The organism is Indolivaga alginatilytica (assembly GCF_003201355.1).
Classification (GTDB): Bacteria; Bacteroidota; Bacteroidia; order Bacteroidales; family Dysgonomonadaceae; genus Dysgonomonas_A; species Dysgonomonas_A alginatilytica.
This window is the reverse complement of the sequence record NZ_QICL01000006.1, coordinates 117,131-131,590: the sequence shown is the minus strand read 5'-3', so window position 1 is coordinate 131,590 and position 14,460 is coordinate 117,131. Positions and strand designations below refer to the sequence as shown.

Here is a 14,460-nt window from a genome sequence, read left to right as displayed (position 1 = left end):
TTTGACTGTAGGGCGAATCTATGAGTTCACCCGCAGAGGGCAGACACATAGATCTGCCCTACAATGGCTTTATTTTTTCTTAATCACAAAGGAGTATTTTCCCTTCTTTACGGCATTCTTGGCGTTAAGAGATACTCTATAGATTTTCTCTCCCCATACATTCGACAGTCGGGAATCATCTAAAGTGATAGTTTCTATAGCGGGAGTAAAATTATTTTTGTCATATTCCAAAACAGCCTTTTGTCCGTTGGTGCTTATAGTTACTTCACCCAAAATATCTATGTTGATATCTCCCCATGTAAGGAAATTGATCTGATTGTTTTGAGTTGCTTCAGATAAATCGAAAATATCGTCAATAACTAGAGTCCCGTTTTTCAGTTTGTAAGAACGAATCCATTGTTTCACTTGTGCAGTTTCGGGATATGCCTTAGATATATCTACCGAAAAAGTACTGCTCTTTGGATTAAAGGCAATGTTTTTTGCCTTGTATTGAGAGCCGAACGCCTGAGGTACTCCGTTAATAATAGGCAGGTTATGATAGTTGCTTTGCATTGTCCAGATAGAATACCTTTCGCTGCTGAATGTTTGTCGGGTATATGTACCTACACCTGCATCTATTATAACAGGCATATTGTTGATATAAAGAGAGAATGTACCTATATCGTTATGATTGTGGCTTTCATTATTATATCCACCTTTGGTAGCCAAAAACAAACCCGCTTTATCTTTTATATAACAGAATTCGGTTTCGGGATACCATGTATAATCAGGTGTAATATGTACCGGCTTTTGGCTGCTCAATTCGTGTCTGTATAGTAAGGTTTGAAATGCACGAAAAATATCTATATCAGCTTTAAACTTAGAAGGTTTTTGTTTTTCAAGATAAGCTGCGAATTGCATCATTTCGGTGCTGTTTACCGCTTTACCGTATCTGTATATCAACTGTTGGTCACCTCCACCTTTGGCTGAAGCATCCGCAAAATTTACCACCCATCCGTCACCGACATATGATCTCGAAATGTATTCGCCCATATTTCTGATAATAGGTTCATTGAATATTGAAACCTGACCATCTGTAATATTGCTTAGTAATTGCAAGTAATCATACATTTTACCTGCTGCATGTCCCCAATACGAAGGACCTTCCTCGCATCCTCCATCGGAGTGTGTATAGTTGATAAACTTATCTACCGATTGCATGGTTCTGTACACAGCTTTTGCCAGTTTGTCCTTGTCGTTTTCGAGAAGCATACAGGTTTGCAGTACATTAAAATTACACCAAGGATTCCAGTTGTTGACCATCCCCCCCGGTTTAAGGTTGAATGCCATCCACCAGAAACGGTCTTCATTCATATATGGGTCTAACGTGCGATCTTTTAGTTCGCGGTACAGACGTTTCGATATGGCAGGGTCTACTTTATCGAACTCGTTATTGAAATAATAATATGTCCACGCCAATACTGCACTCAAATTGCCCGACCCCAAATCTATAATCTGCTCGGTGTAATCGGGTAAAATTCTTTTGGAGTGCTGAGCCGTAAGGTGAGCCGATAGTGCCCACGATGTCATTTCACACGATTGGTAAACACCATTAATCAGTTGATCTATAAAGCGTCCTTTTCCTTCTGCTAATTCGGCCATTAGCAGAGCTACCGTTGCTTTATTATTGTTGTTATACGGACTCTCCATTATATTACGATTACCCGATCTTTCAAATTCCAGATAATCGGTGGCTTTTACCACTTGCCATTCGTAATTGAGGTATTTCTCTCCATCTTTAATCAGATCGGCTTTTGAGTCTCCCAATAAATTATCCCAGCCTTTGCGATCGTTATACTTAGGATATGGCACCCATTTCTGGTTCATGATCAGCATACTTTTAAGACTTTCCATATCTGCTTTTTTCACGAGCAGATTTTTTTCAGTATAAGCAAATGTATTTACTGTAAGAAACAGTAAAAGAATAATAAGGATGTGTTTTTTGTTTTTCATAGTATCAGATTTTCATAGGGTATTAATTCTCTCAAAATTTGCTCTCTGTACCAAGGATCGTTGGCTTGTTTTAAGAGCCGAACCATCTCCAAGGTCAATTGATCTACAATTTCTTTATGGCTTTTTATTGGTAAATTTTTCAACTGATACGGATCATTTATATTATCGAACAGAAGAGTTTCCTTTAGAGCCTTTGTCTTTTTATCGATTGTAAATGTCAAAGTGTACCGATCGGTAATAATTCCTCGTGATGAGGGGAAGTATGAAATCACTTTGCCTTCTTCGTTTTTGTCTCTGTCTGCATTCTTGATGTATAATGCACCTTTGGGTCTGTAATTATTCTGTTCTTTTTCGTAGAATATATTGGCATGGTTCAGACCTTCTACGGTTGATGGTATTTGCTTTTCGAGTCCGCATAAACCCAATAGGGTTGGCATAATATCGGGCGAAGATAACAGCAGGTTATCAACACGATGTTTTATCTTCTCCGGATAGCGAACAATAAAAGGAACGTTTACAGCTTCGTTGTAAGGCGAGTTTTTAGGATCTTCAAGTCCTTGGCTGCACATTGTTTCTCCATGATCGGAAGTAAATACAACGATCGTGTTCTTATCTAATCCCTGATCTTTGAGAGCTTGCAGTATCCGACCAAATTCTCTATCTACACCTGTTACTGATGCAAAATAGTAAGGTGCCGATCGGGTTTTCTCCATTGATAAATCAGCATTCGGACGAATGAGTAATTGATCTGTCGATTTATCTTTATACAGATTATAATCCTCTTCCATACAATCCTCTAACGATCCGTAGGGACTGTGTGGAGGATTCATACTTATTACCATGAAGAAAGGCTTCTTAGCGTCGCGTACCCCGTCTTTGTTTTGCAGGTAGGCGATAGCCATATCTGCCTCATGTATGGGCGACCACTTGTTTATATCGTGTCTTTTTCCCTGAGTATCCCAGTAATGAGGGTGCTTGTGCACATCAAAAGTTCCGTAGGAATACCAATAATTAAACCCGTGTCGTCTTTCGGGTGGAGTATAAGCATCCCACACGGGTTGTTTGTCTTCTACATAATGTCCCGGATTGGCAGGATCATTCGCGGTGGGATAGTCTACATGAAGCTTGCCGATGTATGCACAGTCGTATCCTGCCATGCTGAAAACATCGCTTATGTTGTTGGTCTCTGTTTTGAGATTGCTGATTGGTCGGTTTGAATTGCAATTGAGTGTTACTCCACTATTCTCAGGGTACATTCCTGTAAGGAACATTCCACGATGAGGACTACTGACAGGACAATTGCTGATTGCCGATGACAGTACCAGTGATTCGTTTGCAAATTTATTTAGGTTTGGAGTGTATACAGGGTCTCCTGTAAAATTTACTTTATCATTGTATCCTTCCTGATTCCAGAATTCCATTGCGTGATTACGCATCTGATCGGGAAATATATAGATAACATTGGGAAAAGTAGGTTCTGTACTGATCTTCTCTGACTTACAACCTACTAAAGAGAGAAAACTTAATCCTCCTAAAACGATATTAATATTTTTTCCCTTCATAATTGTTACAATATTAATTAAGTAGCTCCGGATATTTAATGCGATATTTTATCACTATAATTATCTGTTTTTTTTATGTTTGCCAAAGCAATAAAAAGGTTTTCGACCTTAAATTAATAAATTATATGGGCATTATTTCAGCCCATATAATTTATTAAATAAGTATGAATGTGTTTTTCAAGTATCCGGATATTTTGTAAATTCTATTTTTTTATTGCCATCCGGGGTTATTAACTAAATTAGGATTTATATCCATTTCCTCTCCGGGGATAGGCCATAACATGTCCCTGTCTATAAATACTTTGGTCAGTAATCTTTTACCTGTAAAGCCATAAACGTTTCCAGGGATAAGAGTTTTGGCTAATTTCCAACGACGAAGATCGTCCCAACGGTGCCCTTCGGCAGCCAGTTCTATTGCTCTTTCGTGTTGAATTCTGTCAAATACCTCTTCCTTGGTTGAAGCCTTTAGCCATGCAGGTCCACTGTTAACAGCAGGCATATTAACCGACGGGCGTTGACGTACTTTATTTATATATTCTACGGCAATTCCTTGTTTGTCCAATTCATTTTGACATTCTGCATACATCAAATAAACATCTGCCAGACGAATCAGAGGGAAGTTAATAGGCGTATGTGCCCTGTTGTTAATGCCTCCGTTCATATTGCCTTCGGCAACAAATTTCCTGAATACATAGCTTTCGGTATATGCACCGTTGATCCTCACAAAACCATTCGACTCGTTAGGTGCCACATTACGGGCTACCACAAATTCGCATGTTCTGGCTTTATTGCTTACCCAACCATTATACATGGTGTATGGTAAAAGAACGGTAGATGCCATACGAGGATCTCTGTTTTCATACATCGACAACAAGATATCTTTATTTTTAGGGTAAGTATCCACTGCTTTTCCATCCGATTTTAATGTGCTTACAAATGTCTCATCTCTGATTATCTGTCCGACATTGGTAACATCTGTAAATCCCGGTATATAATCCTCCCAGTCAAATTTCTTTCCGTCTTTCAACTCATATTCGTTAACCAGCTTTACCGAAGGCATAACATTGTTCCAACAGCTACCGAACGAACTACGTGTTCCCATATAGAATGTCATTGGCATACCATAATCTGTGCCGACTCCACCTGCGTTTTGTATGGCAAAGATCATTTCAGAGGATTCATCTCCTTCGGGTTTAAACAGATCGGCATAATTATTATACAGTTTGTAACCATAACCTTTTCCTTTAGAATCAGTTATTACTTCCTCAAAGTCCTGAGATGCTTTTTGATACTCTTTGGTATATAAATATACCTTTCCCCGTAGTGCATAAGCCGCCCCTAATGTGGCTCGCCCTGTATTTGCTGTCTCCCATTTTACAGGCAGCGATCCTCCATTTATTATATCAGTTAGATCTTTTATTATAAAATCAACAGTTTCTTTGTCCGTATTGCGGGCTTTTAACAAAGTATTGTAATCTGTTGATTGATTAATGGTTTCATCGTATAAAGGAACTCCTCCATAAAGATTGTATAACTGGAAATAAAATACTGCACGTAAAAACTTAGCTTCTGCTACATATTTACTCTTAGCCTCAGGTGTAAGTTCTGTGGCATCGGCTATTTTCCGTATAGCCAGATTGGAGCGCATAACTCCGTCATATAAAGACTTCCACGATTTTTTGATTAAATCGGTTCGACCTGTATAAGTTCCTAATAAAACCGGCCCATACCCCTGAGGATCATACCCCACACCCATGTCGGAAATATTATCGATGGCAAATTTCAACCCGAAGGCATCGTCTACCCGTAATGCTGCGTATACACCCATCATACCCTGATTGACCTGAGTCTCATTTTTCCAGAATGTGCCTTCGCTTACCTGATCATAGGGAAATCTGTCTAAATCGTAACATCCGCTGAATGCTACAAGTGCAATACATGCTGTTATAAATATTTTATACTTATTCATATTCGTTTTTGTTTAAGAGATTAGAATGTTACATTGATACCTATTGCTGCTTGTTTAGAAGTCGGATAAGCAAAACCGCTCACCTCAGGATCTAATCCGTCATAGCCGGTAAATGTGAAGAAGTTTTCTAAACTACCATAAACTCGTATCCTGTCGATAGATAAACGTGATACCAAAGATTTAGGTAACGCATAGCCCAATTGTATATTCTTTATTTTAACGTAGGACTTATCCTGTACCCAGAAGTCACTTACAATAGTGTTGCGTGTATCGCTGTATTCCAGCAGACGGGGAAATGATGCATTTCCTGTTCTTCCTTCATACCATCTGCCATCAGCAATTTGCTTGTTTATTTGATATCCGGTACGTATTTGCGGACGATAATAATTATCTAACAGGTATTGTTCCATTCCTGTCGCACCCTGTATAAGTACCGAGCAATCAAAACCTTTGTATGCAGCCCCTAAGTTTATACCAAAAGTAAATGTAGGAGTAGGCCCATGTCCTATTACTGTGCGGTCTTCGTCATTGATTACCCCGTCGCCGTTCAAATCTTTGTACATAAAGTCTCCTAATTCAGGTCTTTTTGCCGAAACAAACGGATTAGTCGCAGTAGAGTTATCTACAAATTTTTGTACATAATCCATATCCGCCTGATTTTGCACCAATCTGTCTACAACATATCCATATTGTGTATTGATAGCATATCCTTCTTTGAGCATATTTGCTCCGCTTAACGTCATTACATCCCCTTTATATTTGGTGACTTTATTGTTCAGGAAGGTGAAGTTAGTATTTGCAAAATAAGAAACCTCTTGTATTTTATCCTGCCATCCTAGGGAAATCTCAAAGCCTTTATTCACTACCGTTGCTGCATTCTGACGTGGAGCCGTAGCATTACCATTTACTAAAGGAATAGGTAAGTCAATTAATATATCTTCTGTTTTCTTATGAAAATACTCTAATGTACCGGTCAATTTATTGTTCAATAGCCCGAAATCCAATCCTACACCTGTAGCTTTGGTTCTTTCCCAAGTAAGATTAGCATTCGATATTGCCGTTTGGGCTACTCCCATAGCTAACAGATTATTGGTAATATAATTGCTGGCTCCGTATAATGATTGAGCTAAATAGTTGCCTTTGATATCGGCATCGGAGCTGCTTAGTGCATTATTTCCCAGCTCACCATAAGAAGCTCTGATTTTCAGGTTACTGATACCTTTTGAAACCAGTTCTACCATAAATGGTTCCTGATCGATTCTCCATGCTGCTGATGCAGAAGGGAAATATCCCCAACGGTTATCTTTGGTAAAACGCGATGATCCGTCGCCACGCATATTGAACTCAAATAAATACTTTTCATCCCAGTTCAGATTAATACGTCCAAAGAAAGAGCGCATAGTCCATTCAACTGTATTTCCACTAGCACTGGCAGCACCGGTAGCACCGTTTATTGCTCCTAAGTCGGGATCCAGCAAATCTTGTTTAGTAGTCTGAAACCATTTGTATCTGAATAACTCCTGACTGGCTCCTCCCATTATTGAATAATTCAATTTAGATACATTGTTTGTATATGTCGCAACGGCATCCATTAAATAGTTATTCCACTTGTAGTCACTATTCATTATTGAGGTTTTTCCAACACCATCAGAACTCATTGTTTCTGTTAAGAAGTTCCATTGGGGAATAAATATAGGTTGCTGATCTTTTAGCTTATCAGTAAAGATGTAGTTAAACGACCCTGTAACGCTTAATCCTTCGATCGGTTTTAATGTCCCATAAAAACGGGATTTAAGGTGACGGTTCTCATTAGTACCTTTTCTATAGTTTAAACGGTATAATGGGTTATTATTTGCCGATTGAGCGTCATCTTCCGTATTGTTCATCGAGCCGTATCTTCCATCGGGTGCTCTGAATACCATTCCCGGAGTGGTTGCCGCCGAGAAAGTAAAAATACTTGAATCGTCATCACTATCGGCAATACCCGACCCCGACTCTGTTTGTCCCAGATAGCCGCTCAAATTAGTACCTACTGTTAACCATGGTTTTACATTAGCTTCGAGATTAGTTCTCAGGTTGTAACGTTTGTAAGCTACATTTTCCATAATACCCGGAGAATCCAGATAGCCGAATGAAGTATAAAATTTCACTTTTTCAGAGCCTCCGCTTACCGATAAATTATGATTTGTTCCGACATTTGTTTTAAACAAAGCATCCATCAAATCGGTATTCGGATATTTTAGACCATCAGTGCCCGTTCTCCATTCATTAATCTTGTCCTTAGAGAATTTAGTAGCCAGCTTGGAGTTTGCCAAACCTTCGTTGATCAACTCCATATAATCGGCATAGTTATTTACCAAATCAAACTTGTTACTGATGGTTTCCCAAGAAACATAAGCATTGTAATCAACTTTTACACTACCGGCTACACCTTTGCGGGTTGTGATAAGTATAACTCCATTAGCAGCTCTCGATCCGTATATTGCCGCAGAAGCTGCATCTTTCAGTACCGATATGTCTTCAATATCCTGAGGATTTACACTGTTGATGTTACTTTCTACACCATCGACGATTACCAATGGAGCCGAATTGTTTAAAGTACCCTGTCCGCGAATCATAATAGAGGCATTGTTTTCTCCGGGACGGTTAAGATTCGATGTTACTTGTACACCGGCAGCCATACCGGCAAGCCCTTGAGATACGTTGGCAATGGGGCGGCTTTCTACTAATTCGCTCATTTTGATATTAGAAACAGAACCTGTCAGGTTTACTTTTTTCTGTACACCATACCCTACTACCACCACTTCATCAAGAGTTCGTGTATCCTCTTTCAAGGTTATGTTAAGGGTAGTCTGATTTCCAACTCTGATTTCCTGACTTAAATATCCCACATAGTTAATTAATATAACTGCATTGGAAGGAACATTTATAGTAAATTTTCCATCTAAATCGGTAACAGTGCCGACTGTAGTACCTTTTACTACGATCGTAGCTCCAATTACAGCTTCGCCGGTTTGATCTACTACAGTTCCGGATACTTGTCTCTGTTGGTCGGTTTGATTGACTGTAGTGTTTTCCACCACTATGTTTTTCTCCGCAAAAGCAATTCCTGTAGTAAGGAAGAGCATTGTACCCCCTATCAATATTCGTCTGAATAATGGGGAATAGTAAACTCGCTTGTTTATCATAAGCTTTAAATTAAAAAAAGGTTAATCACTAAGAGCTTCTAACTCTATGGTCTTTAAAAGGTTAACATTTTTAATGTTTCAAACCAAAATTAGTGTTCTTTAAGGTGTGGCATGTGTGTATTCCGTCTGAATTAAGGGTGCAAATTGTCCAAACCTATCTATTTAACATCATGCCCATGACGTATAGATAGTAACATTTTCACAGCTTAGTTCTCTTATGATTAACTATTTGTGCTTTTAATTTGTGCTAAAAAGTCTTTTATGTGGGATGTTTCTGAATTTTCACACAATTTATAATTCTATGAAAAAAAAATCAGCACACAGAATACACTGATAATACAGATTTAGTACCTCACCTCAGCCCAGTCTTGGTTGTAGGGGCAGACCTAAGTGTCTGCCATCATATCGGGCGAACACATAGGTTCGCCCCTACATCGCAAAATCCCCTGTTCCTTAGCGACTTAGAATTTAATCTAGAATTTTGTATTTTCAGTTATTTTCAGTGTAATTTGCGTTCTATTCAGACTTTTGACAAAGCCTCATTGTGATAACCTATAGGCGAAGTATTTTTGAAAACTTTATTTCGGTACAAAATCTTACAAGAAGAGTTCGCACCATTCTGTAAATTGTTTAACCGATCTGTTTCCAAATCTGCCCAATTTGATTTTGATTGTTTCTATTGGTCGTTCTTCTCCCAAATGTGTTTTCGAGAAAAAGCAATCGGAGAAACATATCAATTGTTCTTCGATACTTACAGGCATCATTTCGCGATGCGGTAACGGTAGCTTTTGTTCAATTATTTCGTCAATGGTTAGCCCTGCACCTGTGTGTCTTTCGCAGACTAAAGCATGTTTAGGGTATCCTTCTTTTTGTAACAATTCACTTCCTAAGTATCCGTGAGCTATATAAGGATATTCGCCAATACAATCTATAGATGGAGCATTCGTCCTAAAAATGCCGATATCATGTAACATTCCTGCTTCACGGACAAACTGCATATCAATATTCAGTTCGGGATGTTTCTTGGCAATATCAAGTGCTTTTTTTGTTACATCCGAACTATGATTCACCAATATATTGTATAGAGATGAGCTCTCCTCGTAGTATTTTTTGATTATATCGATAGGATTCATTTATCAAAGGCTTTATTTAGACGACAATAACACTTATCTTTACAAAAATAAGTAACTATAAGTATTTAATGAAATATTATTTAATTATAATTGAGATTTGTCCTTATAGTTAAATAAAAAGAAGTCTGACATTTTGGAAATAACCAATTTTATGAAAAGAGGATTTTTATTGATATTATTTTCTGCTCTATTCTGCACTTTTAGTTCAGGAACGAATAAAATAAAAGTAGGCGCCGATCAACCGGATAAACTTCTCCCACTGGTGAAGAACAAGAGTGTTGCACTGGTTGTTAATCATACGAGCTGTTTGACAGATGGTACACATCTGCTTGACGCACTTTTATCTGAGAATGTGAATGTAGTCAAAATCTTTGCACCCGAGCATGGTTTCAGAGGAAATGCAGATGCCGGAGAGCAGGTTGCCGATGGTAAAGATATAAAATCGGGAATACCTTTGATGTCATTATACGGTAAGAATAAGAAACCATCCGCCGAAATGCTCAAAGGCGTTGATGTTGTAATTTTTGACATTCAGGATGTGGGAGCCCGATTTTACACCTATATAAGTACAATGCATTATGTAATGGAAGGTTGTGCCGAGAATAAGAAGGAATGTATAATACTCGATCGTCCTAACCCTCATGATTATATTGATGGTCCTGTTTTGGAATTGCCTTATAAATCATTTGTAGGAATGCATCCGATACCTGTATTGCATGGATTGACAGTAGGAGAATTAGCTCAAATGATAAATGGCGAGGGATGGCTAAAGGGAAAGCTTACATGTGATTTGAAGATTATTACCATAGAAGGCTGGAAACATGGCGATCCTTATTCATTACCTATCAAACCATCACCCAACTTGCCAAACGATCAGGCGATCAGGTTGTATGCTTCTCTTTGTTTTTTCGAAGCTACAGGGATAAGTGTTGGCAGAGGAACTTATTTTCCGTTTCAGGTAATCGGGTATCCCAACCCTAAATTCGGGACATTTACCTTTACACCTGTTTCTTTACCGGGATTTGAAAAGAACCCCTTGCAGAAAGATAAGCTTTGCTATGGATACGATCTTAGAAAGATTGAGTTTGATAAGGGGTTAAGCCTTTCATATCTGCTCGACTTTTATAAGAAATCGGGGTTAGGAGCGAAATTTTTCACGTCTCCCGATTTTATGAATCTGTTATCGGGAACAAACAGCCTGCAAAGGCAAATTATAGCAGGTCAGTCAGAAGAAGCTATCCGTAAAACATGGCAGAAGGGTTTGAATGAGTATAAACAAAGGAGAAAGAAATATATTCTGTACGAGGATAGAAAGTAAGGTCTCAGACCGATTTGTAATTTTGGTAAGAACAACAACAGCCTGCTATAATTCAAAGTATATTTTACATACTTTCATTTAATTAAAAACGAATACCGTAACCGGATAATATATGTCAGATAGTAAACAATGCCCATTTTGCGGCAAACCCATAACAGAGAACGAGAATATTTGCGAAGAGTGTAAAGATCATATGGATCATCAGTATGCCACAGATTTTTTAGACGAAGATGATATTGATAATTCGCCGAAGGATGAACTTCAAGTAGAAAATGATGAATCGACAGAGCCTGTATCTCAAGTCGAGGATGAGCCTCTTGAAGAAGTTGTTTCAGCATCGGCAGAACCGGTTAAAGCCCGTTCGAAGATATCGAAAGGGATTCTCTTTATCATTTTGGGATCTGCGATTCTGGTAGTTATAGGTATTATAGGTGCCTTAAATATTGCCCACACTCGTGAATCGGACGAAAGGCAAGAGATGTTTTGGATGCAGTGTGTTGAAGAGAATACACCCTTATCATATTCTAAATATCTGGTAAGATATCCCGAAGGAAATTTTGTGGAAGAAGCTGAGAAACGAATCAGGACAGCTAGAGAGGCAGAAGTTCAGACTTGGGAAAAGCTTCGTAAATCATCGGATATAAATGCATTCTATGCTTATCTGAGCGAAAATCCTAAAACACCGCATATAGATCAAATCCGTATAATTATGGATTCTCTGAGTTGGAGTACCACTCTCAAAGATAATACAGCAGATGCTTACAAAGCTTATCTTGAAAATATCGATCTGGGCAATATAACAGGTGCTCATAAAGATGAAGCAAAAGAAAAATATGACTATCTCTCTCAGATCGTGGTATTAAGTGGGACATCGTTGGAAAGCCTTAAAATAGATTTGGTAGACTTTTTCAAGAAACTGTCGGAAAACAAACCTAAAAATTTACTCAAAGAATTTGCTCCCAAAACCTTTTATCTTACAGGTGAAATGAGTAGTACTGAGGTTGTGTCTTCAATTGCAAAAGAATATTCTGATAAAAAGATTAAGAAAATAACTTATAACCTGCTACCAGAATCTTTGTCAGCTAAGCAAGATAATAAAGGAATTGTCTTTGTAGAGTTAACAGTTGAGAAAGAAATCGTTTATGATATAAAGAAGAAGAAAAACGATAAGTTAAAACAAAATCTCTTACTTGAAATAAACAGTGATAAGTTAATTCGATCAATGAAAGTAAAAGGAAATAGATAAGTAATACTATATATCTAATCTGATATTTTAAAACCTAAATTGTCAATTGTAATTATACCTGCTAAAGCAATAAAAGCGCTCAAGTTTTTAACTTGTCTTGATAATGGTTGATTAAACAATTAAAAGGAAATTGCAAACACCTTTATAGTTAATTTATGTTTATGTAGATATAAAAAATGTAAAATAGGTTCATTTGAGAAAATAACCTACTACTATATAGTATGCATCCAGATAATTATTCCGTTCTTTCGTACTAGAAACAAAAAAAGTTTATTTTGTTCTTTATCTTCATTACTTTTCTTAATGTAACCCATTAAGTCTCCTATTGTTGAAATTAGACCTTATTCTACTTCTTGTTTTTAAAATCACTTAATTAAAAAATATTGTTATGAACATTTATGTTGGAAATCTTAGCTACGAAGTTAAGGAATCAGATTTACAAGCATTAATGGCCGATTTCGGTCCAGTTGTTTCTGCTAAATTAATTATCGATAGAACTTCAAATAGATCAAAAGGATTTGGGTTTGTTGAAATGGAAAACGAAGCTGACGCTAAAAACGCTATTCAGACTCTTAATGGAAAAGATCATTTAGGTCGCCCAATGGTGGTGAAAGAAGCTATTCCAAAAGTATAATTTGCTTCGCCTTAACGGCTATTTAAAAGATTAAAGAAGCTTCAGATTAACCAATACAGACAAATTCTGGGCATCTAGATTTGTCTGTTTTTACATTATATATGAAATCATTTTATATAGGAAACTTAGAAATTAAACTTCCAGTTATTCAGGGAGGTATGGGCGTTGGTGTATCTCTATCGGGATTAGCATCAGCAGTTGCTAACGAAGGAGGTATCGGCGTAATATCATGTGCCGGTCTGGGTTTGATGTACCGTCAACCGGCATCAAATTATTTGAGCGATTGCATTTGGGGATTGAAAGAAGAAATCAGAAAGGCGAAAGAAAAAACAAAAGGAGTAGTGGGTATCAATATAATGGTAGCACTTACTAACTTTGCCGACATGGTGCGTACATCTATAGCTGAAAAAGCAGATGTTATTTTTGCGGGAGCAGGTCTTCCTCTTGATTTACCATCTTACCTTAAGTCTGACAGCATCACAAAACTGGTGCCTATCGTATCATCGTCACGTGCAGCTAAAATAATTTGCGATAAATGGTTTGCTAACTACAACTATTTACCGGATGCTATTGTAGTGGAAGGACCTAAAGCCGGAGGGCATTTAGGATTCAAAACCAGTCAACTTGAGGATGCAAACTATTCGTTAGAACAGATTGTTCCTGAGGTTGTAGAAGTTGCAATGTCATACAAAGAGCATAAAAACATCCCTGTTATCGCTGCCGGAGGAATTCATTCGGGACAAGATATGTATCGTTTTATCGAAATGGGAGCATCAGGAGTACAAATGGGTACTATATTTGTGACCACCGACGAATGCGATGCTTCACTTACCTTTAAGAATGTATTTATAGATTCGAAAGTGGAAGATATTAAAATAATTAATAGCCCTGTAGGAATGCCCGGAAGAGCAATCGACGGAGTATTTATAAGGAAAGTGGAAAGCGGATCGGAAGTTCCGAAAAGCTGCCCGTATCATTGTATAAGAACCTGCGATTACTCTAAAAGTCCCTATTGCATCATTTTAGCACTGTATAATGCAGCCAAAGGAAATATGGATAAAGGGTATGCTTTTGCCGGAGTGAATGCCCATTTGGCTAAAAAAATAATAAGTGTCAAAGAAACTATTGCTTTATTAAAAGCAGAATTTTTATTGGCTAAACAAACTGTTCTGTAAAGAAATAAGCTTGATCTGACAAAAAAGAAAAGAGGGGGTGAACGCAAATTCACTCCCTCTCCCACTTATAAAACACTAACACTAGAAAACATAAACTATTCAGAAAAAGGTGAGTTCACTTTTGATTTAAAAATCCCGTTATATAAAGAACACTTTTTTTTGCTGCGAGAGGCGAACTAATCTCTTTAGCTTATTGTTCTGATTTTCTGAGCTACTTACCTCTTTTGTCAAGAAAATTAAGTA

9 protein-coding genes are annotated in these 14,460 nt (G+C 37.7%); 4 read left to right on the top strand and 5 right to left on the bottom strand.

Features of this window, described 5'->3' with window-relative positions; genetic code table 11:
* Positions 1 to 69: 69 nt before the first annotated feature.
* The 5 genes from CLV62_RS07130 to CLV62_RS07110 form a co-directional block, all read right to left on the bottom strand.
* Positions 70 to 1,992, bottom strand: coding sequence for a heparinase II/III family protein (locus CLV62_RS07130; protein WP_110310097.1), 1,923 nt, complete (start codon positions 1,990 to 1,992; stop codon positions 70 to 72).
* A complete protein-coding gene (locus tag CLV62_RS07125; RefSeq protein WP_110310096.1) occupies positions 1,989 to 3,554 on the bottom strand; it encodes a sulfatase family protein in 1,566 nt (521 codons plus the stop codon). Before CLV62_RS07125 ends, CLV62_RS07130 begins: the two co-directional genes overlap by 4 nt.
* Before the next feature lie 211 nt (positions 3,555 to 3,765).
* Entirely contained in the window at positions 3,766 to 5,523 is a 1,758-nt protein-coding gene (locus CLV62_RS07120; RefSeq protein WP_110310095.1) for a RagB/SusD family nutrient uptake outer membrane protein, read from the bottom strand.
* Positions 5,524 to 5,543: 20 nt separating this feature from the next.
* A complete protein-coding gene (locus tag CLV62_RS07115) occupies positions 5,544 to 8,711 on the bottom strand; it encodes a SusC/RagA family TonB-linked outer membrane protein (RefSeq protein ID WP_110310094.1) in 3,168 nt (1,055 codons plus the stop codon).
* A gap of 596 nt (positions 8,712 to 9,307) precedes the next feature.
* A complete protein-coding gene (locus CLV62_RS07110) occupies positions 9,308 to 9,844 on the bottom strand; it encodes an HDIG domain-containing metalloprotein (protein ID WP_110310093.1) in 537 nt (178 codons plus the stop codon).
* Between the two features lie 151 nt (positions 9,845 to 9,995).
* Between CLV62_RS07110 and CLV62_RS07105 the strand changes: the two genes are divergently transcribed.
* From CLV62_RS07105 to CLV62_RS07090, 4 genes are all read left to right on the top strand, one after another.
* Complete coding sequence (locus tag CLV62_RS07105) at positions 9,996 to 11,162, top strand: exo-beta-N-acetylmuramidase NamZ family protein (RefSeq protein ID WP_110310092.1); 1,167 nt, start codon at positions 9,996 to 9,998, stop codon at positions 11,160 to 11,162.
* A gap of 112 nt (positions 11,163 to 11,274) precedes the next feature.
* Positions 11,275 to 12,408, top strand: coding sequence for a hypothetical protein (locus CLV62_RS07100; RefSeq protein WP_110310091.1), 1,134 nt, complete (start codon positions 11,275 to 11,277; stop codon positions 12,406 to 12,408).
* A 388-nt stretch (positions 12,409 to 12,796) separates the two neighbouring features.
* Positions 12,797 to 13,042, top strand: coding sequence for an RNA recognition motif domain-containing protein (locus CLV62_RS07095; RefSeq protein WP_110310090.1), 246 nt, complete (start codon positions 12,797 to 12,799; stop codon positions 13,040 to 13,042).
* Between the two features lie 101 nt (positions 13,043 to 13,143).
* Complete coding sequence (locus CLV62_RS07090) at positions 13,144 to 14,217, top strand: NAD(P)H-dependent flavin oxidoreductase (protein WP_110310089.1); 1,074 nt, start codon at positions 13,144 to 13,146, stop codon at positions 14,215 to 14,217.
* The last annotated feature ends 243 nt before the right edge of the window (positions 14,218 to 14,460 follow it).

Excerpts from the sequence above, each read along its gene's own strand:
- CLV62_RS07130 (WP_110310097.1), bottom strand. The coding sequence starts at position 1,992 with ATGAAAAACAAAAAACACATCCTTATTATTCTTTTACTGTTTCTTACA.
- CLV62_RS07125 (WP_110310096.1), bottom strand. The coding sequence starts at position 3,554 with ATGAAGGGAAAAAATATTAATATCGTTTTAGGAGGATTAAGTTTTCTC.
- CLV62_RS07120 (WP_110310095.1), bottom strand. The coding sequence starts at position 5,523 with ATGAATAAGTATAAAATATTTATAACAGCATGTATTGCACTTGTAGCA.
- CLV62_RS07115 (WP_110310094.1), bottom strand. The coding sequence starts at position 8,711 with ATGATAAACAAGCGAGTTTACTATTCCCCATTATTCAGACGAATATTG.
- CLV62_RS07110 (WP_110310093.1), bottom strand. The coding sequence starts at position 9,844 with ATGAATCCTATCGATATAATCAAAAAATACTACGAGGAGAGCTCATCT.
- CLV62_RS07105 (WP_110310092.1), top strand. The coding sequence starts at position 9,996 with ATGAAAAGAGGATTTTTATTGATATTATTTTCTGCTCTATTCTGCACT.
- CLV62_RS07100 (WP_110310091.1), top strand. The coding sequence starts at position 11,275 with ATGTCAGATAGTAAACAATGCCCATTTTGCGGCAAACCCATAACAGAG.
- CLV62_RS07095 (WP_110310090.1), top strand. The coding sequence starts at position 12,797 with ATGAACATTTATGTTGGAAATCTTAGCTACGAAGTTAAGGAATCAGAT.
- CLV62_RS07090 (WP_110310089.1), top strand. The coding sequence starts at position 13,144 with ATGAAATCATTTTATATAGGAAACTTAGAAATTAAACTTCCAGTTATT.